Raw genomic sequence first — 26,356 nt, 5'->3', positions numbered from 1 at the left:
CACAAGATCGTCACCGTGATGGAACCGACGATCAACGTGGAGGCCCCGGGGCGTGCGGCCACGTACCCTGTTCTGTTGTGCCGAACGCCAACAATGACAGCCGATCCCCGCAGTCCACCAATGAGCTCAACCAGGTGCAGCGCCGCGCCGTGGCCGAACTCCTGCGGGTCTCTCCCGTCGCAGACGATCTTGCCCGACGCTTTCAGCAGGCCGGGTTCAGCCTCGCCCTGGTCGGCGGTTCGGTACGGGACGCGCTGCTCGGCCGCCTCGGTAACGATCTGGACTTCACGACGGACGCCCGTCCCGACGAGGTGCTGAAGATCGTCCGACCCTGGGCGGACGCCGTGTGGGAGGTGGGCATCGCCTTCGGCACGGTCGGCTGCCAGAAGGGAGGACCGGGCGACAACGGGACGCATCAGAACTTCCAGATCGAAATCACGACGTATCGATCGGAAGCCTATGACCGGACTTCCCGGAAGCCCGAGGTGTCCTACGGTGAATCCATCGAGGAAGATCTGGTCCGCCGGGACTTCACAGTCAACGCGATGGCGGTGGCGCTTCCGCAGAAGGAGTTCATCGACCCGCACAACGGGCTCGAAGACCTCGCCGCGCGGGTGCTGCGCACTCCTGGGACCCCGCAGGAGTCCTTCTCCGACGATCCGCTGCGGATGATGCGCGCGGCGCGGTTCGCCTCCCAGCTCGACTTCGAGGTGGCGCCCGAAGTGGTCGCCGCGATGAAGGCGATGGCCGGACGGATCGACATCGTCTCGGCGGAGCGCGTGCGGGATGAGCTGAACAAACTGGTCCTGGGCGCCCACCCCCGGAAGGGGCTGCGGCTGCTGGTCGACACCGGGCTCGCCGACTGCGTACTGCCGGAGATTCCCGCGCTGCGTCTGGAGCGTGACGAGCATCACCGGCACAAGGATGTGTACGAGCACTCGCTGACCGTGCTGGACCAGGCCATCGGTCTGGAGGAGGACGGGCCCGATCTGGTGCTGCGGCTGGCCGCGCTGCTGCATGACATCGGGAAGCCGAGGACGCGCCGCTTCGAGAAGGACGGCCGCGTCTCCTTCCATCACCACGAGGTGGTGGGCGCCAAGATGACCAAGGCGCGGATGGTGAAGCTCAAATACTCCAACGAACTGGTCAAGGATGTCTCCCGGCTGGTCGAGCTGCATCTGCGCTTCCACGGTTACGGCACGGGCGAATGGACCGATTCGGCCGTGCGGCGCTATGTGCGCGACGCGGGGCCGCTGCTGGACCGGCTGCACAAACTGACCCGCTCGGACTGCACGACGCGCAACAAACGGAAGGCCATGGCGCTTTCGCGGGCGTACGACGGGCTGGAGGAGCGGATCGCGAGCCTGGAGAAGCAGGAAGAGCTGGACGCGATCCGCCCGGACCTGGACGGCAACGAGATCATGACGGTGCTCGGCATCGCTCCGGGACCTCAGGTGGGCAAGGCGTACAAGCACCTGCTGGAGTTGAGGCTCGAGCACGGTCCCATGGGCCGGGACGCCGCCGTCGCCGCGCTCAAGGAATGGTGGGCGGCTCAGTCTCAGGACTGATGTCGCGCCTCCGGTGCGTCAGGTTTCACGTGAAACGTCGACCCCGGTGCGTTTCCCGGGGCGCTGTTTCACGTGAAACCTGAGCAGGACGGCGGTCGCCGCGTAGAGCAGTGCCACTCCGATCACCAGAACGGCCGATCTCCCGTCCGGCGGCAGTATCAGGGCGGCCACGCCCGCGGCCCCCACGAAGGCGACGTTGAAGAGCACGTCATAGAGGGAGAAGATCCGCCCGCGGAAGTCGTCCTCGATCGCGGACTGGACGACGGTGTCGGTGGCGATCTTCGCGCCCTGGGTGATGAGGCCGAGAACGAATGCGGCAATCAGTATCGGGGCGGGTTCGAAGGGGAGTGCCAATCCCGGTTCCAGGAAGGCGGCGATCGCCGCGCACACCATCACCCAGTGCAGCTGGCCGTCCGGCCGGGAGGCGTCGAGCGAGGAAAGCCGGCCCACCGCCCATGGGGTGATCACCGCCGCGGCGAAGAAGCCCGCGCCCGAGACGCCCACCGCGACACCGAGGAGCGCCAGCCCGCCCGACTCGGTGTCGGCCCATGCGTACCGGCAGAGCATCAGCACCGTGACGGTGAGGGCGCCGTAGCAGAAGCGCATCAGTGTCATCGCGGTCAGGGCCAGAGAGGGATCCCTGCGGTGCAGGAGATGGCGTAATCCGGCGACGAGTCCGCGGACGGTGCTCGCCACGGCCGCCCCGAGGTGCGGTTGCAGGGCAGACGGGTCGGGCCCCAGAAGACCGGAGGGCATGCGGAGCGCCGAGAGTCCGGCGAGGAGATAGAGCGCGGCGCCCAGCAGGACGACCAGCGCGTCCGAAGAGGAGCCACCCGGGCCGGACAGCCGGACCACGAACGCCAGGCCACCGCCCGCGGTGGCGGCGAGCGTGCCCGCGGTCGGGGAGAGGGAGTTGGCCATGACCAGACGTTCCCGGCTGTCCACCACCCGCGGCAGCGACGCCGACAGGCCGGCCAGGACGAACCGGTTGACCGCCGTGACCGAGAGGGCGGAGACGTAGAAGAGCCACTCCGGCACCTGGGCGAGAACCAGCACCGCGGTTCCCGCGGCCAGCCCGGCGCGCAGCAGATTGCCGTGGAGCAGGACCTGGCGGCGGCGCCAGCGGTCCAGCAGCACACCGGCGAAGGGGCCGAGGAGGGAGTAGGGGAGCAGCAGGACGGCCATGGCGGAGGCGATGGCCGCGGCGGATGTCTCCTTCTCCGGGGAGAAGACCACGTAGGTGGCCAGCGCGACCTGGTAGACGCCGTCGGCGGACTGGGACAGCAGACGGACGGCCAGAAGATGGCGGAAGTCGCGCAGTCGCAGGAGCACGCGGAGATCACGCACAACGGGCATGACGCCACCTTCACACACCGCACGGGCCTCCGGGGGGATTCCCGGAGGCCCGTGATCAAGCGGCGGAGATCAGCGCCTCACGGCGCGGCGCGATGGCTCAGCGCTCGACCTCACCCTTGATGAACTTCTCCACGTTCTCCCGGGCCTCGTTGTCGAAGTACTGCACCGGCGGCGACTTCATGAAGTACGAGGAGGCGGAGAGGATGGGGCCGCCGATGCCGCGGTCCTTGGCGATCTTCGCGGCGCGCAGCGCGTCGATGATGACGCCCGCGGAGTTCGGGGAGTCCCACACCTCGAGCTTGTACTCCAGGTTCAGCGGGACATCGCCGAACGCCCGGCCCTCGAGGCGGACGTACGCCCACTTGCGGTCGTCCAGCCAGGCCACGTAGTCCGACGGGCCGATGTGGACGTTGTCGGCGCCCAGCTCGCGGTCCGGGATCTGCGAGGTGACGGCCTGCGTCTTGGAGATCTTCTTGGACTCCAGGCGCTCGCGCTCGAGCATGTTCTTGAAGTCCATGTTGCCGCCGACGTTCAGCTGCATGGTGCGGTCCAGGATGACGCCCCGGTCCTCGAACAGCTTCGCCAGCACCCGGTGCGTGATCGTGGCGCCGACCTGCGACTTGATGTCGTCACCGACGATCGGCACGCCCGCCTCGGTGAACTTGTCCGCCCACTCCTTGGTGCCGGCGATGAAGACCGGGAGCGCGTTGACGAAGGCGACCTTGGCGTCGATGGCGCACTGGGCGTAGTACTTGGCGGCGTCCTCCGAGCCCACGGGCAGGTAGCAGACCAGAACGTCGACCTGCTTGTCCTTGAGGACCTGGACCACATCGACCGGGGCCTCGTCGGACTCGTCGATGGTCTCCCGGTAGTACTTGCCGAGACCGTCGTGCGTGTGGCCGCGCTGGACCGTGACACCGGCCGACGGCACATCGCAGATCTTGATGGTGTTGTTCTCGCTGGCGCCGATGGCGTCCGCGAGGTCCAGCCCGACCTTCTTCGCGTCCACGTCGAAGGCGGCGACGAACTCCACGTCACGGACGTGGTAGTCGCCGAACTGCACATGCATCAGACCCGGCACGCGGGTGTCCGGGTCGGCGTCTTTGTAGTACTCGACGCCCTGCACCAGCGACGCGGCGCAGTTGCCCACACCGACGATGGCTACACGAACCGAACCCATTCCGGTTGCTCCCTGTGTGTACTCGACGAAGCCCTGCGGGGTGCGGGGCCTCACTTGGCGGTGTCATCGGACGGGTCCGGCCGGGAACCACCCCGATGCCGGGGCAGGCCGTCCGCCTCTCCTGACCGGTCCTGCTCCGGCGACCGGTCCGGCCCCTGCTCAGGCGTCCGGTCCTGCCCGGCGGGCTCGTCGCGCTGGTCGCGCCCGGCCCGCTCGCTCTCGATCAGCTCGTTCAGCCAGCGGACCTCGCGCTCCACCGACTCCATGCCGTGCCGCTGGAGTTCGAGGGTGTAGTCGTCCAGCCGCTCGCGGGTGCGGGCCAGGGAGGCCCGCATCTTCGCCAGGCGCTCCTCCAGGCGGCTGCGCCGCCCTTCGAGCACACGCATCCGTACGTCCCGCGACGTCTGTCCGAAGAAGGCGAAGCGGACGCCGAAGTGCTCGTCCTCCCATGCGTCCGGGCCGGCGTGGGAGAGCAGCTCCTCGAACCGCTCCTTTCCTTCCGCCGTGAGCCTGTAGACGATCTTCGCCCGGCGTCCGGCGAGGGTTGCCGCGACGGCTTCCTCGGAGGCGTTACCGGGCTCCTCGATCAACCAGCCGTTGGCGACCAGCGTCTTGAGGCAGGGGTAGAGGCTGCCGTAGCTGAACGCCCGGAACACCCCAAGTGAGGTGTTGAGGCGCTTACGCAGCTCATATCCGTGCATCGGGGACTCGCGGAGGAGACCGAGGACGGCGAACTCGAGTATGCCGGAGCGTCTGCTCATCGCCCGCCTCTCCCGTCTCCTGGGGCCACTATGCCGAGCTGATGTATCGACTCGATACATCCAGACGATAGAACCGTGATCCCGGTGGGACAAGGGCGACCACCGTGAACGGCGTCACATCACCGGTTCGTGGGACTCAACCGAAGCGTTATGGAGTGAAGGTGCCGAGGAGACAAGATTTGGCCATGCGTACTCTGTTCGCCATGCAGACCAAAGGGAACCGTGTGACGCTGTCCTGCGTCCTCGTCCTGGAGGCAGTGCGTCCGGTTACCAGGTGTGGCCGGATCGCACATCGGGGGGACCGGAAGCCACCTGCCGCTTTCAGGCGATAGCGCCTGCCCGAGGAGTAGTCGTTCCATGAGCGAGCACCGTCGCAAGTCGCCGCAGCCCCAGGGCGGCGGCCGAGCAGCGGCCCGGCGTGCCGGACAACAGTCGTCCGGCCGTCGCGCAGCACCACCGCACAACGCCGCCGAGTCGGGCTCGGCTTCCAATGGGGAAGAGATTTCCCACGGCGGCAGGGCCGAGGCCCGCCGCGCCGCGCAACGCGGCAGTGGTGGCCGGCGAAGAGGAGCACCTGATCCGGCCGCCGGTGGCGCGGGCCGCGGCGGCCGCGGTGGTGGCCGGCGGGCCGCTGGCGGTGGCCGCGGCAGGGGCGGGGGCGGCGATGGGCCGCCCGGCAAGAAGCGGTTCATCGACTACCCGCGCGCGGGCAAGACGGGCTTCCGCCGCTGGGTCCCGTCCTGGAGGCTCGTCACGGGATCGTTCATCTTCTTCTTCGCGGTGCTCATCGGCGCCGTGGGCATCGGGTGGATGATCGTCGAAGTTCCCACCGCGCAGGCCGCGTCGCAGACCCAGAAGAACGTCTACTACTGGGGCGACGGCAAGCAGATGGTGGTCTCGGGCGGCGGTGACCTCAACCGGCAGATCGTGCCGCTCAACAAGATCCCCAAGAACATGCAGAACGCGGTGATCTCGGCCGAGAACGCCAGCTTCTACCAGGACTCGGGCGTCGACCCGATGGGTATCGCGCGCGCCGTGGTCAACATGGCGCGGGGCGGTGCGACCCAAAGTGGTTCGACCATCACCCAGCAGTTCGTGAAGAACACGTACCTCGACCAGTCGCAGACGGTGACGCGCAAGGCCAAGGAACTGCTCATCTCCGTCAAGGTCGGTACGACCAAGAGCAAGGACTACATCCTCGCGGGGTACCTCAACACGGCGTACTACGGCCGTGGCGCCTACGGCTGTCAGGCGGCGGCCCGTGCGTACTTCGACAAGGACTGCGAGAAGCTCAACCCGAGCCAGAGCGCCTTCCTCGCCGCGACGCTCAACGGGCCCAACCTGTACGACCCGAACGGCGGCTACGGGCCGACGGCGAGCGCGGAGGCGAACACCAAGCGGGCCACGGCACGCTGGGCGTGGATCCTCAAGCGGGAGACCCAGGTGGGCCGGCTGTCCAAGTCCGCCGCCCAGCACTATCTCGACAAGGGTTTCCCGCGCACGAAGAGCCCGAAGGTGGCGACGAACAAGCAGGGGCAGATCGGTTATCTGACCGACCTCGCCGACAACTACGTCGTCGCCAACACCAACATCTCCAAAACGGAGCTGGACAAGGGCGGCTATCAGATCCACACCACCTTCGACCGCAAGAAGATGGGTCTGCTGAAGAACGCGGTCAACAAGGTGTCCAAGGAGAACATCAAGCCGAAACAGCGCGAAGAAGATAAATACGTGCAGTTCGGTGGCGCCTCGGTGGAGCCCAAGTCGGGCAAGATCAAGGCGATCTACGGCGGCAGCGACGCGCTGGAGCACTATCGCAACAACGCGGACTACACCGGTGTCCAGGTGGGCTCGACCTTCAAGCCCTTCGTGCTGGCCGCGGCGATGAGGGACGGTGTCCGGGACCGCAACGGTCCGCGTGACCAACCGGATTCGGAACGCACCAGGGTCAATCCGTCGAGTGTCTACGACGGTGACAACAAGCTGACCCTGCGCGACTACGACGGATCCGTCTGGAAGGACAAGAACAACCAGGAGTGGCACCAGAGGAACGACGGCAACGAGGACAAGGGCAAGATCAGCCTGCGTACCGCGATGCAGTTCTCGGTGAACACGCCCTTCATCCAGCTGGGCATGGACGTCGGCACCGACAAGGTGCGGGACGCGGCCCTGGACGCGGGCCTCAGCAAGGAGCAGCTGGCCTCGATCACCCCGACGTTCTCCCTCGGCACCTCCGCGCCCAGCGCGATCCGGCTCGCCGGTGCGTACGCGACCTTCGCGGCCAGCGGCCAGCAGGCCGATCCGTACTCGGTCGAGCGGGTCGAGGACAAGGACGGCGAGGTCTACAACCACAAGGACGAGGCCAAGGTCAAGCGGGCCTTCGACGCGGACGTGGCGGACAACGTCACCGACGTGCTGCAGAACGTCATCGCGCGCGGCACCGGCACCTCGGCGAAGATCGGCCGCCCGGCGGCGGGCAAGACCGGAACCACGGACCAGAACAAGTCGGCCTGGTTCGCCGGTTACACCCCGCAGCTGTCCACGTCGATCGGCATGTGGCGGGTGGACGACCAGGCCAAGCGGCAGGTCTTCCGTTCCATGCGCGGTGTGGGCGGTCAGAAGACCATCCACGGTGCGTCGTTCCCGGCCGAGATCTGGGCCGACTACATGCGCCAGGCCCTGGCGGGCCAGCCGGCGAAGCCCTTCCCGCAGGCCACGCCGATCGGTGACAAGGTCTACGGCGAGAACGCGAGCCCGACGCCGACCACCGAGAAGCCGACGCCGACGCCGTCCGAGACTCCGTCGGAGACGCCGTCCGAGACCCCGTCCGAGACACCTTCCGGAAGCCCGAGTCCCACGAACACGTGTGACCCGCTGGACTTCAAGTGCAACAACGACGGGGGTGGCGACAACCAGGGCGGCGGGAACGCGGGCCCCAGCGGCGCCCCCTCGCCCTCGCCGACCACGGAACCACCGGGCGGCGGACTCTTCGGGGGCCCGTCCGGCTCCCGGAAGAACCAATAGTCCCGACATCCCGCACAACGATCGGCGGCCGCGCCGGAGCATCCCGCTCCGGCGCGGCCGCCGCCGTTCGGGGGCCTCTGCGGCTCTCTGGGCGTCTTACGGGCGCGCGGGCGCCCCAGGGCCGACCGGGACGTCCCCAGGCGCTCAGCGGGCCGCTGAGGCGGTCCTCGCCCCTCCCGCCCGGCTCGTACGGCAGGATGGGCCACATGAGCGTGCGCGAGGACCCACAGGCCCAGCCCGTACGGCCGACCACGGAGGACTCGGTGGCCGCGGCAGGCAGCGAGCTGATCGGCGGCCCGGCCGGGCGCCGGGCGCTGCTGGGCACGAGCTGGTGGACCCCGGTGCGGATCATCGCGCTCGTCGCCATCGGGATGTTCGCCCTGGGCATGGTGCAGAAGCTGCCCTGCTACGACGGGGGCTGGTTCTACGGCGCGACCGCCCAGTACACCCACGCCTGCTACTCCGACATACCGCACCTCTACAACGGTCGCGGCTTCGCGGACGACCTCGTCCCGTACTTCAACCGGATACCGGACAGCGTCTCCGGCGGCATGGAGTACCTGGAGTACCCGGTCCTCACCGGCCTCCTGATGGAGGTCGCCTCCTGGCTCACCCCGCACGGCGGTGACCTCCAGACGCGCGAACAGGTCTACTGGCTGGCGAACGCGGCCATGCTCATGGCCTGCACCGCGGTCATCGCGGTCTGCGTCTCCCGTACGCACCGCCGCCGCCCCTGGGACGCGCTTCTCGTCGCCCTGGCCCCCGCCTTCGCGCTCACCGCCACGATCAACTGGGACCTCCTCGCGGTCGCCCTCACCGCCGCCGGGATGCTCATGTGGTCCCGCAGCCGCCCGCTGGCCGCCGGTGTGCTGCTCGGCCTCGCGACGGCCGCGAAGCTCTATCCGGTGCTGCTGCTCGGCCCGCTGCTGGTGCTGTGCCTGCGCGCGGGCCGGTGGCGTGCCTTCTGGGCGGCGACGGGCGGCGCGGCGGCCGCCTGGCTGGTGGTGAACGTGCCCGTGATGATCACGACGCAGGGCGGGGGGCTGCACATCCGCGAGGGCTGGAAGCAGTTCTACACGTTCAGCGAGGAGCGCCCGGTCGACTTCGGGTCGCTCTGGCTGATCATCTCGCAGCGCACCGGCAACCCCATGGACGACGTCAACACCTACGCCACGATCCTCATGGTGCTGGCCTGCGCCGGAGTGGCGGCCCTCGCCCTGTTCGCCCCGCGCCGGCCGCGCTTCGCCCAGCTCGCTTTCCTGGTCATCGCGGCCTTCGTGCTCACCAACAAGGTCTACTCACCGCAGTACGTGCTGTGGCTGATTCCGCTCGCGGCGCTGGCGCGGCCGCGCTGGCGGGACTTCCTGGTGTGGCAGGCCTGCGAGGTGATGTATTTCCTCGGGGTCTGGATGTACCTCGCGTACACCAACAGCGGTGATCAGCACCGGGGGCTGCCGCCCGAGGGCTACCAGCTCGCGACCGCGCTGCACTTCGCGGGAACGCTCTTCCTGTGCGCGATGGTCGTGCGGGACGCGCTGGTACCGGACCGGGATCCGGTGCGCCGGGACGGTTCGGACGATCCGTCGGGCGGCGTGCTCGACCGGGCGCCGGACGTGTTCGTGCTGGGAGGGGCGCGGCGCACGGCGCAGTACGAGGGCGCGGCGCTGGCGGACTGGGGCACCGGCCGGAGGTGAGCTCCCCGCGGGAGCCCACCCCGGCGACGGGGCTCAGCGGTCGAGCAGGCGGTCGAACTGCGTCGTGGTGTGGCGCAGATGCGCCACCAGCTCGTCCCCCACCTGAGGTGCCGTGACATCGCCCGGCACGAACAGGATGGACACCTGCATGTGCGGCGGTTCGGCGAACCACCGCTGCTTGCCCTCCCAGACGAAGGGCGAGAGGTTGCGGTTGACGGTCGCGAGACCGGCGCGGGCGACTCCCTTGGCCCGGGGCATCACCCCGTGCAGCGCCTTGGGCGCCTCCAGGCCGACGCCATGGGACGTGCCGCCGGCGACGACCACCAGGAAGCCGTCGGAGGCGGCCTTCTGCTGGCGGTAGCCGAAGCGTTCACCCTTGGCGACCCGGGTGACGTCGAGCACCGAGCCCCGGTACTCCGTCGACTCGTGGTCGCCCAGCCACAGCCGGGTGCCGATGCGGGCGCGGAACCGGGTCTGCGGGAACTGCTGCTGCAGCCGCGCCAGTTCGTCCGCCTTGAGGTGGCTGACGAACATGGTGTGCAGCGGCAGCCGCGCCGCGCGCAGCCGGTCCATCCACCCGATGACCTCCTCGACCGCGTCGATGCCGTCGGTCCGGTCGAGCGGGAGGTGGATGGCGAAGCCCTCCAGCCGGACGTTCTCTATGGCGGCGTGCAGCTTGGGCAGGTCCTCCTCGGTGACACCGTGCCGCTTCATGCTGCTCATGACCTCGATCACGACGCGCGCGTTCACCAGGCCGTAGACGCCGTCGACGGAGGAGACCGAGCGGATCACCCGGTCCGGCAGCGGCACCGGCTCCTCGCCGCGGCGGAAGGGGGTGAGGACGAGCAGGTCGCCGCTGAAGAAGTCCTTCATCCGGGCGGCCTCGTAGGTGGTCCCCACCGCGAGGACGTCGGCGCCGACGCGGGCAGCCTCCTCGGCCAGCCGTTCATGGCCGAAGCCGTAGCCGTTGCCCTTGCAGACCGGGACTATCCCCGGGAACTGCTGGATGACCATCTGCTGGTGCGCTCGCCAGCGCGCGGTGTCGACGTAGAGGGTGAGCGCCATTGGCCGGTCCCGGAACCTTTCTCGTTGCCGCGGTGTATTCGAGGTATGCAGCATGTGCGGGGAAGCAGGAAATCAGGGTCAGCGGCGGGACATGTAGATGTCGAGCGCCTTGTGGAGCAGCTTGTTGAGCGGGAAGTCCCACTCGCCGAGGTATTCGGCAGCCTGCCCACCGGTGCCGACCTTGAACTGGATCAGGCCGAAGAGATGGTCGTTCTCGTCGAGCGAGTCGGAGATTCCGCGCAGGTCGTAGACGGTCGCGCCGAGCGCGTACGCGTCGCGGAGCATCCGCCACTGCATCGCGTTCGAGGGCCGGACCTCACGCTTGTGGTTGGCGGAGGCGCCGTAGGAGTACCAGACGTGGCCGCCGACCACCAGCATCGTGGCGGCGGCCACCGCCTCGCCCTCGTGCATGGCGAAGTACAGCCGCATCCGGTTGGGGTCCTCGGTGTTGAGGGCCGTCCACATGCGCTGGAAGTAGCTGAGCGGGCGGGGCCGGAAGTGGTCGCGCTCCGCGGTGATCTCGTACAGCCGCTGCCACTCGCCCAGGTGCTCGTAGCCGCCCTGGACGACCTCGACGCCGGCCTTGTCGGCCTTCTTGATGTTGCGGCGCCACAGCTGGTTGAAGCTCTTGTGGACGTCCTCCAGGGAGCGGTTCTCCAGCGGCACCTGGAAGACGTACCGCGGCTGGACGTCGCCGAAGCCCGCGCCGCCGTCCTCGCCCTGCTGCCAGCCCATCCGCCGCAGCCGGTCGGAGACCTCGAAGGCCCGCGGCTCGATGTGGGTGGCCTCGACGTCGCGCAGCCGCTTCACATCCGGGTTCTGGATACCGGACTTGATCGCGGCGGCGTCCCAGCGGCGGATGATGACCGGCGGGCCCATCTTCACCGAGAAGGCGCCCTGCTGCTTGAGATGCGCGAGCATCGGGCGCAGCCACTCCTCCAGGTTGGGCGCGTACCAGTTGATGACCGGGCCCTCGGGGAGGTAGGCGAGATACCGCTTGATCTTGGGCAGTTGGCGGTAGAGCACAAGGCCGGCGCCGACCAGCTGGCCGGTGGCGTCGAACCAGCCGAGGTTCTCCGAGCGCCATTCCGATTTGACGTCAGCCCATGCCGGGACCTGCATGTGGCTTGCCGCGGGCAGGCTCTGGATGTACGCCAGATGCTGCTCTCGGCTGATCGTCCTCAGGGTCAGGCTCATTGCGGGGCGCTCCTCGGCAGGTGTGTCCCCAGGGTCGGGGCTCCGGCTCTCGCGCCGAAGCCTACTGCGACCGGGGCGTGCCCCGTTTGGGCCTGGGGCCAACCTGCCTTCGGGGAGTCAGCCCAGCAGCCCGCCGAAGAGCCCGCCGTGGGCCATGCCGAGGTAGAAGCCGACGCCCGACGCACCGAGTCCGATGATCAGCAGGAACCGCTCCCCGGTGGTCGCGGAGATCAGCTGGCCCCATGCACCGCCGAGCATCCCGATCAGCCCGGTCCATGAGCTGACCAGGTGGAGACCGGGGAAGTGAGCCGTGACGAAGGAGATCAAACCGATCATCAGCGTCGCCACCGCGATGGTGTTCTCGACGGGATGAGACTTGCCGTCGGTGTCCAGGAAGGAGAGGAGTCCGTGCTGCGGTCGTGCTGCCTGTGCCATGGGGCACCTCCAGGTAGGCCCAGATAGGCAGGGCGGCGAACTGTAACGCCGCTCACACCCGATGTGTACAGATTGCGGGCCGGGGCGCCCGGATTTCAAGCGGGAGGCGGGAGGCGGGTACTGTGTACGGTCTGCGGTGGTGTCTGCACAGACACCGCGGCACAACGCATCACGACCCTCCTGCCACGGAACGACCGTGGCCGCTGAGTCCAAAGGAGGTGGGTTCCACATGCGTCACTACGAGGTGATGGTCATCCTCGACCCCGATCTCGAGGAGCGTGCTGTCTCCCCGCTGATCGAGAACTTCCTTTCCGTTATCCGCGAGGGCAACGGCAAGGTCGAGAAGGTCGACACCTGGGGGCGTCGTCGTCTCTCGTACGAGATCAAGAAGAAGCCCGAGGGCATCTACTCGGTCATCGACCTGCAGGCCGAGCCCGCGGTCGTCAAGGAGCTCGACCGCCAGCTGAACCTGAACGAGTCGGTCCTCCGGACCAAGGTCCTCCGTCCCGAGACCCACTGACCGCGTAAGCGTTCAGCGGTCACCGGGACCTATCGCAACGAGTAGCAAGCAGCCCAGCAGTACCCGCCGAGAGGTTCCCCAATGGCAGGCGAGACCGTCATCACGGTCGTCGGCAATCTCGTCGACGACCCCGAGCTGCGCTTCACCCCCTCCGGTGCGGCGGTCGCGAAGTTCCGTGTCGCGTCCACTCCTCGTACGTTCGACCGTCAGACCAACGAGTGGAAGGACGGCGAGAGCCTCTTCCTCACGTGCTCGGTGTGGCGGCAGGCCGCGGAGAACGTGGCCGAGTCGCTTCAGCGCGGTATGCGCGTCATCGTGCAGGGCCGGCTGAAGCAGCGGTCGTATGAGGACCGTGAGGGGATCAAGCGCACGGTCTACGAGCTGGACGTCGACGAGGTCGGTGCCAGCCTGCGCAACGCCACGGCCAAGGTCACCAAGACCACCGGACGTGGTGGCCAGGGTGGCTACGGCGGCGGCGGCGGCCAGGGCGGCGGCGGTGGCGGCGGCTGGGGCGGTGGCCCCGGCGGCGGTCAGCAGCAGGGCGGCGGCGCTCCCGCCGACGACCCCTGGGCGACCGGCGCACCGGCCGGTGGCGGCCAGGGCGGCGGTGGCGGCGGCTGGGGCGGTGGCTCCGGCAGCGGCGGCGGCTACTCGGACGAGCCGCCCTTCTAGGTCCTGGCGCGATGTTTCACGCGGTTTCACGTGAAACATCGCCCGGCCTGGTCAGGGCGACCAGCACAAACTTCTTGATCACACTGGAGAGAGACAATGGCGAAGCCGCCTGCTCGCAAGCCTAAGAAGAAGGTTTGCGTGTTCTGCAAGGAGAAGATCTCCTACGTCGACTACAAGGACACGAACCTGCTGCGGAAGTTCATTTCCGACCGCGGCAAGATCCGTGCCCGCCGGGTCACCGGCAACTGCACCCAGCACCAGCGTGACGTCGCCACGGCCGTGAAGAACAGCCGTGAGATGGCGCTGCTGCCCTACACGTCCACCGCGCGATAAGGGAAGGGTGACCGAGTCATGAAGATCATCCTCACCCACGAGGTCTCCGGCCTCGGCACTGCCGGTGACGTCGTGGACGTCCGCGACGGGTACGCCCGTAACTACCTGGTTCCGCGTGGTCTCGCGATCCGCTGGACCAAGGGTGGCGAGAAGGACGTCGAGCAGATCCGCCGCGGTCGTCGCATCCGCGAGATCGCGACGATCGAGCAGGCCAACGAGGTCAAGGCGCGGCTCGAGGGCGTCAAGGTCCAGCTGAAGACCCGCGCCGGCGACGCCGGCCGGCTGTTCGGCTCCGTCACCCCGGCCGACATCGCCTCGGCGATCAAGGACGCGGGTGGCCCGGACGTCGACAAGCGCCGCATCGAGGTGCAGCAGCCGATCAAGACCCTGGGCGCGCACCAGGTGTCGGTCCGGCTGCACACCGAGGTTGCCGCGAAGGTCGGCGTCGAGGTCGTCGCCGCGTAACGCAGCGCCCGGCCGAGCCGGGCATGTGAGAGGGCCGCACCCCCGCGTGGGGTGCGGCCCTTCGCGTTGCGGTCTCGCGGTACGGGCTGTGTGCCCCGCCGTGGGGTCTCGCCGTGCGGCCTCAGGCCCGGGTCGCGCCGGTGACGACCCACCGCCCGGAGCGGGCGCGCAGCCAGAGGGTCACGAGCCGGAGCGACATCATCAGCGCCATGGTCCACCACAGGGCGGTCAGTCCCCCACCCCATGCGGGGACGAGCAGTGCGACCGGGGCGAAGACCGCGAGAGTGACGATCATGGCCCCGGCGAGGTACGGACCGTCGCCCGCGCCCATCAGCACCCCGTCGAGGACGAAGACCACCCCCGAGACCGGCTGGACGGCTGCCGTCACCAGGAGCACCGGCAGCAGGGTGTCCCTCACCCCGGGGTCCGTGGTGAACAGGGGGATGAACAGCGGGCGGGAGGCGATCACCAGCAGCCCGAGCACGATGCCCGCGACGATGCCCCACTGCACCATCCGGCGGCAGGCGGCGCGCGCCCCCTCGGCGTCCTCCGCTCCCAGATAGCGCCCGATGATGGCCTGACCCGCGATGGCGATGGCGTCCAGGGCGAACGCCAACAGGGTCCACAGGGTCAGCACGATCTGATGGGCGGCGACGTCGGTGTCCCCGAGGCGGGCCGCCACCGCCGTCGCGATCAGCATCACGGCGCGCAGCGAGAGCGTACGGACCAGCAGCGGTGCCCCGGCGTGGGCGCAGGCCCGGATCCCGGCGGCGTCGGGACGCAGCGAGGTGCCGTGGCGCCGGGCTCCCCGGACGACCACGGCGAGGTAGACGGCGGCCATGGCCCACTGGGCGATCACCGTGCCCCAGGCGGAACCCGCGATGCCGAGCCCGGCGCCGTAGACGAGCCCCGCGTTCAGCACCGCGTTGGCCGTGAAACCGCCCACGGCCACGTAGAGCGGGGTGCGGGTGTCCTGGAGGCCCCGGAGCACCCCGGTGGCGGCGAGCACCACGAGCATCGCCGGGATGCCGAGGGTGCTGAGCCGCAGATAGGTGATCGCGTACGGGGCGGCGGTGTCGGAGGCGCCGAAGAGGTCGACGAGGCCGGGCGCGGTGGGGAGGGCGGCGGCGATGATGGCGGCGCCGAGCAGCAGGGCCAGCCAGATGCCGTCCATGCCCTGCCGGATCGCTCCGGGGAGGTCGCCGGCGCCGACCCGGCGGGCCACGGCGGCGGTGGTGGCGTAGGCGAGGAAGACGAAGATGTTCACCGCGGTGGTCAGCAGGGCGGCGGCGACGCCCAGACCGGCGAGCTGCGGGGTGCCGAGATGGCCGACGATGGCGCTGTCGACCATGACGAAGAGGGGTTCCGCCACGAGTGCGCCGAAGGCGGGTACGGCGAGGGCGACGATCTCGCGGTCATGCCGGCGGACGGTACTCCGCGCGCTCGCGGGGGCCTGTGTCATGGAGGCAATCTAATCTTCCACAGGTAAGACACACAAGCCGTATGCAGTCCTTACATGGCGGCGCTCGCGACGCTCTCCTCTGCGCCGTTTGTCGTGATCTTGCATCGGGTGTGGAAGTTTTTCTTCTGCACAGCCACTGGATAGAGAAACCGCAGGTCAGAGCGGCATCCCTGGAGTGATTGTGTGTTTGTCCACAGCGCTGTCCCCCGGCCCGTGCACAGGTTCGCGGGACTTCTCCACAGGATGGATCGCATCATCCACATGGTCTGTGGATAACCGAGTTGGCCGGTGGCCCCGACGGGCCTACCGTTGTCCGGCGCCCGCCATCTGTTCCGGCCTCGAATCCACCAGAACTCGACGCGTCGTGAGCGGAAGCCGGGCGCCCTGTTTGTCATAGCTGACTGTCAGAGCCGTGCCGTAAGACTGAAGACGTCGCGGCGAGATCCGTACCGCGGGCGGGAGGAGGTGGCGGGGTGAGCGTGCCCGAGCCCATGGACGACCCATGGGCGGACTCCGGCCCGGCCGAGTTCCCGTCCCCTCGCTTCCGTCGCGGCGAGGGTGGTGGCCGCGGTGAGGGCGGCCGGGGCCGTGACGATCAGCATGACCGCGGTCGCGACGGCGGCTCGTGGGAGGGGTCCGGCTTCGAGCGCGTCCCGCCGCAGGACCTCGACGCCGAGCAGTCCGTGCTCGGCGGCATGCTGCTCTCCAAGGACGCCATCGCCGATGTGGTGGAGGTCCTCCAGGGCAACGACTTCTACCGCCCCGCCCACGAGACCGTCTACCAGGCGATCCTGGACCTGTACGCGAAGGGCGAGCCGGCCGACCCGATCACGGTCGCGGCCGAGCTGACCAAGCGCGGCGAGATCGCCCGGGTCGGCGGCGCCTCGTACCTCCACACCCTGGTCCAGTCGGTTCCCACCGCGGCCAACGCCGAGTACTACGCGGAGATCGTCCACGAGCGCGCCGTGCTGCGCCGGCTGGTCGAGGCGGGCACCCGCATCACCCAGATGGGATACGCGGCGGACGGGGACGTCGACGAGATCGTCAACAACGCCCAGGCGGAGATCTACGCCGTCACCGAGGCGCGGACCAGCGAGGACTATCTGCCGCTCGGCGACATCATGGAGGGCGCGCTCGACGAGATCGAGGCGATCGGTTCGCGCAGCGGCCAGATGTCCGGGGTGCCCACGGGCTTCACCGACCTGGACTCGCTGACGAACGGCCTCCACCCCGGCCAGATGATCGTCATCGCCGCCCGGCCCGCCATGGGTAAGTCCACTCTCGCCCTCGACTTCGCCCGCGCCTGCTCGATCAAGAACAACATGCCGAGCGTCATCTTCTCCCTGGAGATGGGGCGCAACGAGATCGCGATGCGTCTGCTGTCCGCCGAGGCGCGGGTGGCGCTGCACCACATGCGCTCCGGCAGCATGACCGACGAGGACTGGACCCGGCTCGCCCGGCGCATGCCGGACGTGTCCCAGGCCCCGCTCTACATCGACGACTCCCCGAACCTGTCGATGATGGAGATCCGCGCCAAGTGCCGCCGGCTCAAGCAGCGCAACGATCTGCAGCTGGTCGTCATCGACTACCTCCAGCTGATGCAGTCCGGTGGCGCCCGGCGCCCCGAGAGCCGTCAGCAGGAGGTCTCGGACATGTCGCGAAACCTGAAGCTGCTGGCCAAGGAGCTGGAGGTGCCGGTGATCGCGCTCTCGCAGCTGAACCGTGGCCCCGAGCAGCGCACCGACAAGAAGCCGATGGTCTCGGACCTGCGCGAAAGTGGCTCCATCGAGCAGGACGCCGACATGGTCATCCTGCTGCACCGCGAGGACGCGTACGAGAAGGAGTCCCCGCGCGCGGGTGAGGCCGACCTGATCGTGGCCAAGCACCGTAACGGCCCGACGGCCACCATCACCGTCGCCTTCCAGGGCCACTACTCGCGCTTCGTGGACATGGCTCAGACCTGATCCCGGCCCTCGGGGTGTGCGTTCCAGATGCCGGTGACGGCGGTCTTGCGGACATGGTCCGTGAAGTCGCGGGGCGGCCGGCCGAGAACGCGCTCGACGGTGTCGGTCGTGTTGGCCCTGCGGCCGTCGAAGACCTCGACCATGAGGCTGGTCAGGTCTGTCGCGTACTCGGCGGGCACGCCTCGCCGGGTCAGCGACGAGACGAACCGCTCGGGGGTGACCGGCAGATAACGCACCTCCCTGCGGGTCGCCCTCGCTATCTCACGGACGGCATCGGCGAAGGTGATCGGCCGTGGTCCGGTGACGTCGTGGATCCGGCCGGCATGGCCGTCTTCGGTCAGCGCCGCGACGGCGACATCCGCGATGTCCTCCGCGTCGGTGAACGGCTCCGCGACGTCGCTGCTCGCCGAGGAGACCGTGCGAAACGAGCCCGGCCAAGATCTCGTGCTCGAAAGACTGCTGGACGTCCTGCTGGTCGGCATCCTCCGCGAATGGCTCACCCGGCCGGATGCCGACGCGCCTGCCTGGTACCGGGCCAACGGGGATCCCGTCGTCGGGTCCGTCCTGCGACTCATCCACGGCGACCCGGGCCATCCCTGGACGGTGACCGCGCTCGCCCGGGAGGCCGGGGTGTCCCGGGCGACGCTGGCGCGCCGCTTCATCGACCTCGTCGGCATGCCGCCCATGGCATACCTCACCGGATGGCGCATCGACGTCGCCGCCGACCTGCTCGTGGAGTCGGACGCCACGATTGACACCGTCGCCCGTCAGGTCGGTTACGGCAGCGGCTTCGCGCTCAGCGCGGCGTTCAAGCGAGCCCGTGGGATGAGTCCGCAACGCTACCGGGACCATGCCAATCGGCGGCCTTGAGCGCGCGGCGCGCGAAGACGTCCTCGCGGCGCTCTGCCATCTGCCGCATGGCGTCCGTGCGATCCCGCTTGGAGAGCCGGTCGAGGTACGTGTGGCCGACGAGGTGGTCGGCCTCATGCTGCAGACACCGGGCGAAGTACCCCGTCCCCTCGATGACGAGCGGGCCGCCGTCCTTGTCGAACCCGCGGACGACGGCGCGGTCGGTGCGGGGGACCGCCATGGCGGCACCCGGCACGGACAGGCAGCCCTCGACGTCGTCGACGAGCCGGCGGTCACCCGGACCGGGCAGCTCCAGAACCGGGTTGACGATGTGGCCGACATGCCGGATCCCGGCGTCGTCCGGGCAGTCGTACACGAACAGCCGCGAGGAGACGCCCACCTGATTGGCGGCCAGGCCCGCACCGTCGGCCGTGTACATGGTCAGGAACATGTCGTCGATCAGCGTCGACAACTCCGGCGTTCCGAACGCGGTCACCTCCGGGCACGGCCGGCTCAGCACCTCCTCGCCCACCACCGTGATCCTGCGGACCGAGCCCCGTTCCGCCTCCGGCGGCAGGGCCGGATAGGTGTCGACGGGAAGGCCCTGTACGCGGACCCGCCGGTCGACGGCGCGGGGCCGCTCATGAGGCACGGACATGGTGTCTCCCCCCATGGCTTCTGCTCGCCAAGTTCTTTGCAAAGTAGCAGGCTCCGCAAAGTGACTGCCGCCTCCCGGCTGCTGACCCAGCGGGGCGGACGGTACGGATCAGGGCTGAGGGGCCCGGTTTGCCGTTTCCGCAAGAAAGTTTGTCGTGTGGGTATCGGGGCGGCCACGGTGTGCGGACATCCGAGACCCCTCGACCCAAGGCGGAGCCGATGGACGCACAGTTCTGGGACGACATGTATCGCAGCGCCGACCAACTCCACAGCGGCAACCCCAACGGAGCGCTCGTCACCGAGATCGCCGGTCTGGCGCCGGGGCCGGCGGGGCGGGCCCTCGACGTCGGATGCGGCGAAGGCGCCGACGCCCTCTGGCTGGCCCGGCACGGCTGGCAGGTCACCGCGCTCGACATCTCCCCGACCGCACTGGAACGCGCCGCCGCCACGGCCGCGGACCTCTCCGGTCGGGTGGAGTGGCTCCGGTTCGATCTGACCGTCACGGCGCCGCCGGCCGCCGCGTTCGACCTGGTGTCCGCCCAGTACTTTCCGCTCCCGCGGCAGCCGGAGCACACCGCTGCGCGCGGCCTGCTGGACGCCGTCGCCCCCGGCGGCACCCTGCTCTTCGTCGGCCACGACCTCGCCGACCTGCCCCCGCGCGAGGAGATGGACGTCGACCCCGGCGCCTACTACCAGCCCGCCGAGATCGCCGGGCTCCTCGACGACGACTGGACGGTCCTGATCGACGAAACCCGCCCGCGCACCGCTCCCGCCCCGCCCGGCACCCACCACACCAACGACACCGTCCTGCGGGCCCGGCGCTTGCGGTAACCACACTGTTCACCTGGACGACAAGCCGCTGGACCGGGCCATGCTCGCCGCGTTCGCCGACCTGGAACGGCAGGGCGAGGCGGCCGGGCCGGTGCTGGTCGCCTTCCAGGTCGGCGACGAACCGCTGCGGGTGGCCGAGCCGTTCGGCCATCCCGTGTCGCTCGGCTTCCGCAGGCTGTCGCCCGACGGGATCGCCGGGCTGCTCAGGGGGGCCGGGTTCGCCCTACGGGCCCGGCACGTGCGCGAGCCCGAGGGCAGGGAGAAGGTCCCGCAGGCCATTCTCCTGGCCCGTAAGCCGGAAGCGGGATAGCGCGGGGCCCGGATGTGGCGGCGGCTCAGAGCACGTCCGACAGCTCCTGCAGCAGCCGCCGCTTGGGCCGGGCCCCGACCATCGACCGCACCGGTTCGCCCGCCCGGAACAGCATGAGCGTCGGCATCGAGAGCACTCCGTACGCCACCGTCGTCTCCGGGTTCGTGTCCACGTCCAGCTGGACCACCTTCAGCCGGTGCCCCTCCTCCCGCGCGATCTCCGCCAGCACCGGCTCGATCATGTGGCAGGGCGCGCACCAGGCGGCGGTGAAGTCCACGAGTACCGGCAGCCCGGCCGTCAGCACCTCCTCGGCGAAGGTGGTGTCCGTGACCACGGGCAGTTCCCCGGTCCGGGTGCGTGTCATCCTGCTCATCCCCTCGATGTCGTTTCCGCCGTCAGCTCGCAGCGCGGCTCCGGCGCCCCGCCGGGCGCCGTCGCCGCCGCCTCCAGCGCCGCCCGGGCCCGCTCGGCCTGGGCGAGCTGCGCCCCTACCTGCCGCCGTACGTCGCTCAGCCGCGCGATGCAGTCGTCCAGTTCGGCCAGCTTGCGCCGGTAGACCTCCAGCGACGCCGGGCAGGCGTCACCGGCCGGATGCCCGGAGCGCAGGCACTCCACGAACGGCCGGGTCTCCTCCAGGCCGAAGCCGAAATCCTGCAGGGTACGGATCTGGCGGACCAGCCGGAGGTCGTCCTCGTCGTACGCCCGGTACCCGTTGCCGGAGCGCCGCGCGGGCAGCAGTCCGATCGACTCGTAGTAGCGCAGGGTGCGGGTGGTGGTACCCGCCCGTTCGGCCAGCTCTCCGATCCGCATGGCCCCGACCGTAGACCTTGCCGCCGACGTCAAGGCCAGAACTTTTCCGACGCTCCCACCGCACGGAGTCCGGCCCGTAGGGTGCGGGCATGACCGCACCCGAGGATTTCGCGGAGCTGCTGCCCGCCACCCGCCGCGCCCTGCTCCACCGCATCGCGGTCGGCCAGTCCGAGGGCCGGGCGCCCTCCTTGGTGGGGGCCGTGGTGCGGGAGGGGCAGCTGGTGTGGACGGGGGCGCGGGGCGGTACGGACGGGCAGGTGCCCGACGCCGACACCCAGTACCGGATCGGTTCGCTGACCAAGACGTTCACCGCGGTGCTGGTGATGCGGCTCCGCGACGAGGGGCTGCTGGACCTCGGCGATCCGCTGGCCAAGCATCTGGAGGTGCCCGAGGCGGAGGGCGCCACCGTCGCCCAGCTCCTCGCCCACACCTCGGGGCTGGCCGCCGAGGCGCGCGGTCCGTGGTGGGAGCGCACACCGGGCGCGCTGCGCCCCGAGACGGCGGATCTCTTCGGCGAGCGCCCCCTCGTCCACCCCGCCGGACGCCGCCACCACTACTCCAACACCGGCTTCGCGCTGCTCGGCGCGCTCGTCGAGCGGCTGCGCGGCGCGGCCTGGGGCGACGTCCTCGCGCGCGAGGTGCTGGAGCCGCTGGGGATGACGCGTACGTCCCTAGAGCCGCGCGCCCCGCACGCCGGGGGCTGGGCCGTCCACCCGTGGGCCGATGTGCTGCTGCCGGAACCCGCCGAGGACACGGGGCGGATGGCGCCCGCCGGAGAGCTGTGGTCGACCGCCGCCGACCTGGCCCGCTTCGCCGCCTTCCTGCTGGACGGTGACGAGCGGGTGCTCGGCGCCGCGACGCTCGCCGAGATGCGCACCCCCGCTGCCCCGCCCGAGGGCCGGGACTGGGACGGCGGCTACGGCCTCGGGGTGCAGCTCGCACGCCGCGACGGCCGGTTCCTGTACGGCCATGTCGGCTCCATGCCGGGCTTCCTCGCCACCCTGTGGGTCGGCGCGGACGACCGGCTGGCCGGGATCGCCCTGGCCAACGTCACCACGGGGCCCTCGATCGCGTCCGTCGCCGCCGACCTCGTACGGATCACAGCGGAGCACGAGCCGCGGATCCCCGAGCCCTGGCGGCCGCTGCCCGAGGCCGATCCTGCGCTGCTGGCGCTGACCGGGCCCTGGTACTGGGGCCCCACGCCCTTCTTGCTGCGGCTGCGCGCCGACCGCGGCCTGGAGCTGTCACCGGTCGGCGGAACGGGCGGCGCATCGCGCTTCCGGGCCGAGCCGGACGGCACCTGGACCGGCCTCGACGGCTACTACGCGGGGGAGACGCTGCGCATCGTCACGGGGGAGGACGGCGCGCCCGGCCATCTCGACCTCGGCACCTTCGTGCTGACGCGGGCGCCGTACGCCCCGGAGGACGCGGTGCCCGGGGGCGTCGACCCGGACGGGTGGCGTGGCGCTCCGTAGGGGCGACAGCGTCAGTCGAGCGGCAGCTTGAAGCCGATGTGGCTGGCCTCGAAGCCGAGCCGCTCGTAGAAGCGGTGAGCGTCGATACGGGTCGCGTCCGAGGTGAGCTGCACCAGGGCACAGCCCTGGCGGCGGGACTCCTCGACCGCCCACGAGATCAGCTCGGTGCCGAGGCCGTTGCCGCGTTCGTCGGCGTGGATCCGTACGGCCTCGATGATGGAGCGCGTGGCGCCGCGCCGGGAGAGCCCGGGCACCACGGTGAGCTGGAGGGTCCCGACCGTACGCCCGTCCCGGACCGCGACGACCAGGTGCTGGTTCGGGTCCTGGTCCAGCCTCTCGAACGCGGTTCGGTACGGAGCCGGGTCGTCCGGCGACTCCCGCCGGGCGCCCAGGGGATCGTCGGCGAGCATGACGACGATTGCGGGTATGTCATCGGCGGTTGCGCGCCGGATCTCGAAATCGGTCACGCACGCGATCCTACGCGGCCGCCCACAGCCCCTCCACGGCCGCGACGAGCGGGGCCAGTTCGGGTCGCCGGGCGGCGTCCCGGAGGGCTTCGCGCAGGGCTGCGTCGTGTGTCGGACCCGACTCCTCCAGCAGCTTCAGCCCCTCGGGGGTGACGTTCGTATAGATGCCGCGGCGGTCGCTCGGGCAGATGTAGCGGGAGAGCAGACCGCGGTCCTCCAGCCGGGTGACCAGCCGGGTGGTGGCGCTCTGGCTGAGCACGACGGAGTCGGCGAGCTGCTTCATCTGCAGATGCCCGCCGTCGCCGTCGTGCTGGCCGCTGAGCACGCTCAGCACCGAGAACTCGCGGACGCTCAGCTCGTGCCCGGCCTGCAGCGCGCGCTCGATGTGCGCCTCGATCCGGCCGTGCAGCGAGGACAGCGCGCACCAGCCCTGCGCGAGGCCCTGCCCGGACGGCGGGGTGGTGGTGCCGTGCGGCTCGTCCGGCATGGGGCCCTACTTTCGGTCTTCTTCGACGGCGTCGGCGGGTGAGTCGCCCCCAGGTTAGTCCTGTTGATGAAAATGCCCGCGTATGCACATATCTCTCGCGTATCAGCGTGCGACCGCTCGACGGCCGCGCAGCCGCCGCCCCCGCGCGGTCATGCCCCAGGGCTTGACCACCGAGATCGCGGTGAGGAAGGCATAGACGCCCAGGCTGACCGACGGTGCCAGGATCAGATCGGTGGTGGCGCCGACCGCCCGGCCCGCCGAGACGTCGGCCATCGCCGCGTCGATCCGGGCGCGCAGCGCGAAGGCGGTGGCTGCGGTGGTCGCGAGCGTCAGCCAGAACTTCACGTACACCCAGCGGTACCGGGCCAGGCCCCAGGGCGTGCCGAGGGACAGCACCACTCCGCTGATCAGAGAGAGCAGGCTGATCGGAATGAGCAGCCAGTCCCCGAGGACGTTCATCGACCGGTACGCCCCCTCGGCGGCCTCGGCGGAGCCGGCCGTGGCCCCCGTGATGCCCAGGGCCAGCACGCCGAGCGTCAGCCCGAGCCAGCCGACGGAGACGACCACATGCACGACGAGGAGGGCCCGGCGCGCGGGCCGTGTCAGCTGTTGCATGTGCGTAACCGTCGCGTCCCCGGCCCGTCCGCCGCGTCCGACGGCGGGAGTATCCGCGGCTACTCCCGGACCGGCTTGATCCTGTGGGCATCCTGACACCGGCGGCTAAGTTCGCGGTGAACGCGAACCACCATGTGAGCGAAATCGCATCCAGCCGGTATAGCGGCAAGGATCTCCGAGGGTCTGCGAAATAGCGGGTAACTGCACGTAACTACGGGTAATTACGTGAGTTGGCAGGTGTAACGGAGCCCCCATCCATAGGGCTTGTGAATTCATCCGGGCCCGGTAGGGTCGGGTCAGTTCCGTCCCAGGAAGCTGTGACGGGGCCACAACCGGGCAACCCGCTCCAACCAGCATATCGGGAACACAGCCCCTGTTACCCGGACTTCGGGCGAAGTTCTCGGGGTGCGGAAGGAGCATGGCATGCTGCCCGGAACAGAGTATGGAGCGGGCCGACAGGACCAATCTCAGGTGAACCAGTCGACCAGAGCGGGGAATTGCGGGCATATTCCGTCAGCGGAAGTGCGAAGACCGACAGAAAGATGTTCGAGGCGAGGCAACCATGGACGCTCCGACCACCACATCGTCGGCCGGCAACGACGGCGGCGGAAACAGTGGCGACTGGGGTTGGTTCACCCCGAGCAGGAAACAACCCGATGACCAGCCCCGATCTCCCGAAACGGACGGCGCGTCCGGTGACCGGGCGGCCCCTCGCCCGGTGAGCCCGATACGCCCGGCCGGTACGGAGGCCGAGCGCCGCCCGGCGCCCCCCGCACCGGCCCCCGCGTCTCCCGTGCCCCCCGCCTTCCCCGTAGCCCCCGCGTCCGCGGTGCCGCCGCCCGCGTCCGGGCGCGAGGAGCATCAGCGCCCCGACGAGGCGCCGGCGCCGCACCGCGAGCGCCCGGCCGCCGAATCCGTCTTCACCGCCCCCGAGACCGCCTCGCCCGACGCGATCCTGCTGCGCCGCACCATGGCCGAGATCGAGCCGGTGAGCGACAAGGTCACCTCGTACTTCTACGCGCTGCTCTTCGTCCAGCACCCCGAGCTGCGGCCGCTCTTCCCGGCCGCCATGGACGCCCAGCGCGACCGGCTGTTCAAGGCGATCCTCACCGCCGCCCGGCTCATCGACGACCCCGACATCCTCAGCGACTTCCTCTCCCGGCTCGGCCGCGGGCACCGCAAGTACGGCACCCAGCCCGAGCACTACCCGGCCGTCGGCGAGTGCCTGCTCGCCGCGCTCGCCCGGTACGCGACCAGCACCTGGAGCGACGAGGCCGAGGCGGCCTGGGTCCGCGCCTACACCGCGATCTCGCAGATCATGATCGACGCGGCGGCCGAGGACGAGCTGCGCGCGCCCGCGTGGTGGCAGGCCGAGGTCGTCGGGCACGAGTCGCGCACGGCCGACATCGCCGTCGTCACCGTCCGCCCGGACCAGCCGTATCCCTTTCTCGCGGGCCAGTACACCTCGGTGGAGACGCCCTGGTGGCCGCGGGTATGGCGGCACTACTCCTTCGCCTCCGCGCCCCGCGCGGACGGGCTGCTGTCCTTCCATGTGAAGGCCATCCCGGCCGGGTGGGTCTCCTCCGCGCTGGTGCACCGCGCCCGCCCCGGCGATGTGATCCGGCTCGGGCCGCCCGCCGGTTCGATGACGGTCGACCACTCGACCGACAGCGGGCTGCTGTGCCTGGGCGGCGGCACCGGCATCGCGCCGATCAAGGCGCTGGTCGAGGATGTCGCCGAGCACGGCCGTCAGCGGGCCGTCGAGGTCTTCTACGGCGCACGCAGCGACCACGATCTCTACGACATCGACACCATGTTGCGGCTCGCCCAGCGGCACCCCTGGCTCTCGGTCCGTTCGGTGGTCTCCGACGGCCCGACCAGCGGACTCAGCGGCAGGCTGCCCGACGCCGTGCGGCAGTACGGCCCGTGGAACGCGTACGACGCCTATCTCTCCGGCCCGCCCGGGATGATCCGCAGCGGCGTGGACGCGCTGATGGGCGTCGGCGTCCCGTCCCATCGCATACGGCACGACTCCATCGAAGAGCTGATGGCGGCGGCGGAGTAGACAGCGGAGCAGGCAGGAACGACGGATTTCAGGACGGGGACGAGGAACTGTGGACGACGTCGGGCACGAGCGGGCGGCTGCGGCGGCACCCGGC

Annotated in this window: 26 protein-coding genes and 1 pseudogene; 13 read left to right on the top strand and 14 right to left on the bottom strand. The window is 69.9% G+C overall.

The features are described from left to right. Positions 1-77: 77 nt before the first annotated feature. Positions 78-1,568 carry a CCA tRNA nucleotidyltransferase gene (locus tag ACH4SI_RS12945; RefSeq protein ID WP_398295746.1) on the top strand — a complete coding sequence of 497 codons (1,491 nt, stop codon included), beginning with the start codon at positions 78-80 and terminating at the stop codon, positions 1,566-1,568. A gap of 18 nt (positions 1,569-1,586) precedes the next feature. On the opposite strand, the gene ACH4SI_RS12940 is transcribed toward ACH4SI_RS12945, so the two are convergent. The 3 genes from ACH4SI_RS12940 to ACH4SI_RS12930 all read right to left on the bottom strand — a co-directional run bounded on the left by ACH4SI_RS12940 (position 1,587) and on the right by ACH4SI_RS12930 (position 4,865). Then, on the bottom strand, positions 1,587-2,924 hold the full coding sequence (locus ACH4SI_RS12940) for an MFS transporter (RefSeq protein ID WP_398295745.1): 1,338 nt from the start codon (positions 2,922-2,924) through the stop codon (positions 1,587-1,589). Positions 2,925-3,021: 97 nt separating this feature from the next. Continuing rightward, a complete protein-coding gene (locus tag ACH4SI_RS12935) occupies positions 3,022-4,104 on the bottom strand; it encodes an inositol-3-phosphate synthase (protein ID WP_398295744.1) in 1,083 nt (360 codons plus the stop codon). Between the two features lie 50 nt (positions 4,105-4,154). Next, positions 4,155-4,865 (bottom strand): helix-turn-helix transcriptional regulator, encoded by a 711-nt coding sequence (locus tag ACH4SI_RS12930; RefSeq protein WP_398295743.1) that lies wholly within the window; start codon positions 4,863-4,865, stop codon positions 4,155-4,157. Positions 4,866-5,222: 357 nt separating this feature from the next. Between ACH4SI_RS12930 and ACH4SI_RS12925 the strand changes: the two genes are divergently transcribed. Then, complete coding sequence (locus tag ACH4SI_RS12925; RefSeq protein ID WP_398295741.1) at positions 5,223-7,889, top strand: transglycosylase domain-containing protein; 2,667 nt, start codon at positions 5,223-5,225, stop codon at positions 7,887-7,889. 206 nt (positions 7,890-8,095) lie between these two features. Next, positions 8,096-9,583: a glycosyltransferase family 87 protein gene (locus tag ACH4SI_RS12920; RefSeq protein WP_398295740.1), complete on the top strand. Its 1,488-nt coding sequence runs from the start codon at positions 8,096-8,098 to the stop codon at positions 9,581-9,583. 33 nt (positions 9,584-9,616) lie between these two features. Here ACH4SI_RS12920 and ACH4SI_RS12915 read toward each other — a convergent pair whose 3' ends face one another. From ACH4SI_RS12915 to ACH4SI_RS12905, 3 genes are all read right to left on the bottom strand, one after another. Beyond that, on the bottom strand, positions 9,617-10,648 hold the full coding sequence (locus tag ACH4SI_RS12915; protein ID WP_398295739.1) for an alanine racemase: 1,032 nt from the start codon (positions 10,646-10,648) through the stop codon (positions 9,617-9,619). Positions 10,649-10,726: 78 nt separating this feature from the next. Further along, positions 10,727-11,845 (bottom strand): lipid II:glycine glycyltransferase FemX, encoded by a 1,119-nt coding sequence (locus tag ACH4SI_RS12910; RefSeq protein ID WP_398295738.1) that lies wholly within the window; start codon positions 11,843-11,845, stop codon positions 10,727-10,729. A 117-nt stretch (positions 11,846-11,962) separates the two neighbouring features. Further along, positions 11,963-12,280 carry a hypothetical protein gene (locus tag ACH4SI_RS12905; RefSeq protein WP_361477329.1) on the bottom strand — a complete coding sequence of 106 codons (318 nt, stop codon included), beginning with the start codon at positions 12,278-12,280 and terminating at the stop codon, positions 11,963-11,965. A gap of 229 nt (positions 12,281-12,509) precedes the next feature. On the opposite strand from ACH4SI_RS12905, the gene rpsF reads away from it, so the two are divergent. The 4 genes from rpsF to rplI all read left to right on the top strand — a co-directional run bounded on the left by rpsF (position 12,510) and on the right by rplI (position 14,270). After that, the gene (gene rpsF, locus ACH4SI_RS12900) at positions 12,510-12,800 is read left to right on the top strand and encodes a 30S ribosomal protein S6 (RefSeq protein WP_123106135.1); all 291 of its coding nucleotides are present in this window, start codon (positions 12,510-12,512) and stop codon (positions 12,798-12,800) included. A gap of 81 nt (positions 12,801-12,881) precedes the next feature. Continuing rightward, a complete protein-coding gene (locus ACH4SI_RS12895) occupies positions 12,882-13,472 on the top strand; it encodes a single-stranded DNA-binding protein (protein ID WP_009716509.1) in 591 nt (196 codons plus the stop codon). A 96-nt stretch (positions 13,473-13,568) separates the two neighbouring features. Next, a complete protein-coding gene (gene rpsR / locus ACH4SI_RS12890; RefSeq protein ID WP_003978893.1) occupies positions 13,569-13,805 on the top strand; it encodes a 30S ribosomal protein S18 in 237 nt (78 codons plus the stop codon). An 18-nt stretch (positions 13,806-13,823) separates the two neighbouring features. Continuing rightward, a complete protein-coding gene (gene rplI, locus ACH4SI_RS12885) occupies positions 13,824-14,270 on the top strand; it encodes a 50S ribosomal protein L9 (RefSeq protein WP_398295737.1) in 447 nt (148 codons plus the stop codon). A gap of 121 nt (positions 14,271-14,391) precedes the next feature. On the opposite strand, the gene ACH4SI_RS12880 is transcribed toward rplI, so the two are convergent. Further along, a complete protein-coding gene (locus tag ACH4SI_RS12880) occupies positions 14,392-15,732 on the bottom strand; it encodes an MATE family efflux transporter (protein WP_398295736.1) in 1,341 nt (446 codons plus the stop codon). 473 nt (positions 15,733-16,205) lie between these two features. On the opposite strand from ACH4SI_RS12880, the gene dnaB reads away from it, so the two are divergent. Next, the gene (dnaB, locus tag ACH4SI_RS12875; protein WP_398295735.1) at positions 16,206-17,696 is read left to right on the top strand and encodes a replicative DNA helicase; all 1,491 of its coding nucleotides are present in this window, start codon (positions 16,206-16,208) and stop codon (positions 17,694-17,696) included. Here dnaB and ACH4SI_RS12870 read toward each other — a convergent pair. Further along, positions 17,687-17,932 (bottom strand): hypothetical protein, encoded by a 246-nt coding sequence (locus tag ACH4SI_RS12870; RefSeq protein ID WP_398295733.1) that lies wholly within the window; start codon positions 17,930-17,932, stop codon positions 17,687-17,689. The two genes, dnaB and ACH4SI_RS12870, sit on opposite strands and share 10 nt — an antisense overlap. A 163-nt stretch (positions 17,933-18,095) precedes the next feature. Between ACH4SI_RS12870 and ACH4SI_RS12865 the strand changes: the two are divergent. Then, positions 18,096-18,566, top strand: a pseudogene (locus ACH4SI_RS12865) (AraC family transcriptional regulator); the annotation flags it as partial. Here ACH4SI_RS12865 and def read toward each other — a convergent pair. Continuing rightward, the gene (def, locus tag ACH4SI_RS12860) at positions 18,505-19,203 is read right to left on the bottom strand and encodes a peptide deformylase (RefSeq protein WP_398295732.1); all 699 of its coding nucleotides are present in this window, start codon (positions 19,201-19,203) and stop codon (positions 18,505-18,507) included. The pseudogene ACH4SI_RS12865 and the gene def sit on opposite strands and share 62 nt — an antisense overlap. A 218-nt stretch (positions 19,204-19,421) precedes the next feature. On the opposite strand from def, the gene ACH4SI_RS12855 reads away from it, so the two are divergent. Together ACH4SI_RS12855 and ACH4SI_RS12850 are read left to right on the top strand one after the other, a co-directional pair. After that, positions 19,422-20,033, top strand: coding sequence for a class I SAM-dependent methyltransferase (locus ACH4SI_RS12855; RefSeq protein WP_398295731.1), 612 nt, complete (start codon positions 19,422-19,424; stop codon positions 20,031-20,033). Positions 20,034-20,073: 40 nt separating this feature from the next. Next, positions 20,074-20,343 carry a hypothetical protein gene (locus ACH4SI_RS12850; protein WP_398295730.1) on the top strand — a complete coding sequence of 90 codons (270 nt, stop codon included), beginning with the start codon at positions 20,074-20,076 and terminating at the stop codon, positions 20,341-20,343. A gap of 25 nt (positions 20,344-20,368) precedes the next feature. Here the strand turns inward: ACH4SI_RS12850 and trxA are convergent, their stop codons facing one another. Then, on the bottom strand, positions 20,369-20,707 hold the full coding sequence (gene trxA, locus ACH4SI_RS12845; RefSeq protein ID WP_398295729.1) for a thioredoxin: 339 nt from the start codon (positions 20,705-20,707) through the stop codon (positions 20,369-20,371). Between the two features lie 5 nt (positions 20,708-20,712). After that, positions 20,713-21,153, bottom strand: coding sequence for a MerR family transcriptional regulator (locus ACH4SI_RS12840; protein WP_398295728.1), 441 nt, complete (start codon positions 21,151-21,153; stop codon positions 20,713-20,715). A gap of 89 nt (positions 21,154-21,242) precedes the next feature. On the opposite strand from ACH4SI_RS12840, the gene ACH4SI_RS12835 reads away from it, so the two are divergent. Next, on the top strand, positions 21,243-22,628 hold the full coding sequence (locus tag ACH4SI_RS12835) for a serine hydrolase domain-containing protein (RefSeq protein WP_398295727.1): 1,386 nt from the start codon (positions 21,243-21,245) through the stop codon (positions 22,626-22,628). A gap of 11 nt (positions 22,629-22,639) precedes the next feature. Here the strand turns inward: ACH4SI_RS12835 and ACH4SI_RS12830 are convergent, their stop codons facing one another. From ACH4SI_RS12830 to ACH4SI_RS12820, 3 genes are all read right to left on the bottom strand, one after another. Next, the gene (locus tag ACH4SI_RS12830; RefSeq protein WP_398295726.1) at positions 22,640-23,095 is read right to left on the bottom strand and encodes a GNAT family N-acetyltransferase; all 456 of its coding nucleotides are present in this window, start codon (positions 23,093-23,095) and stop codon (positions 22,640-22,642) included. Positions 23,096-23,105: 10 nt separating this feature from the next. Continuing rightward, a complete protein-coding gene (locus ACH4SI_RS12825; RefSeq protein WP_398295725.1) occupies positions 23,106-23,582 on the bottom strand; it encodes a MarR family winged helix-turn-helix transcriptional regulator in 477 nt (158 codons plus the stop codon). 102 nt (positions 23,583-23,684) lie between these two features. Then, on the bottom strand, positions 23,685-24,197 hold the full coding sequence (locus ACH4SI_RS12820; protein WP_398295724.1) for a DUF2269 domain-containing protein: 513 nt from the start codon (positions 24,195-24,197) through the stop codon (positions 23,685-23,687). A 562-nt stretch (positions 24,198-24,759) separates the two neighbouring features. Between ACH4SI_RS12820 and ACH4SI_RS12815 the strand changes: the two genes are divergently transcribed. Beyond that, complete coding sequence (locus ACH4SI_RS12815; RefSeq protein WP_398295723.1) at positions 24,760-26,262, top strand: globin domain-containing protein; 1,503 nt, start codon at positions 24,760-24,762, stop codon at positions 26,260-26,262. Positions 26,263-26,356: the final 94 nt, after the last annotated feature.

It is taken from the genome of Streptomyces sp. NPDC021212 (genome assembly GCF_044332925.1).
In the GTDB taxonomy this organism is placed as follows: Bacteria; Actinomycetota; Actinomycetes; order Streptomycetales; family Streptomycetaceae; genus Streptomyces.
Note: the sequence above shows the minus strand (reverse complement) of the source record. Positions and strands in the feature narration are given on the sequence as shown.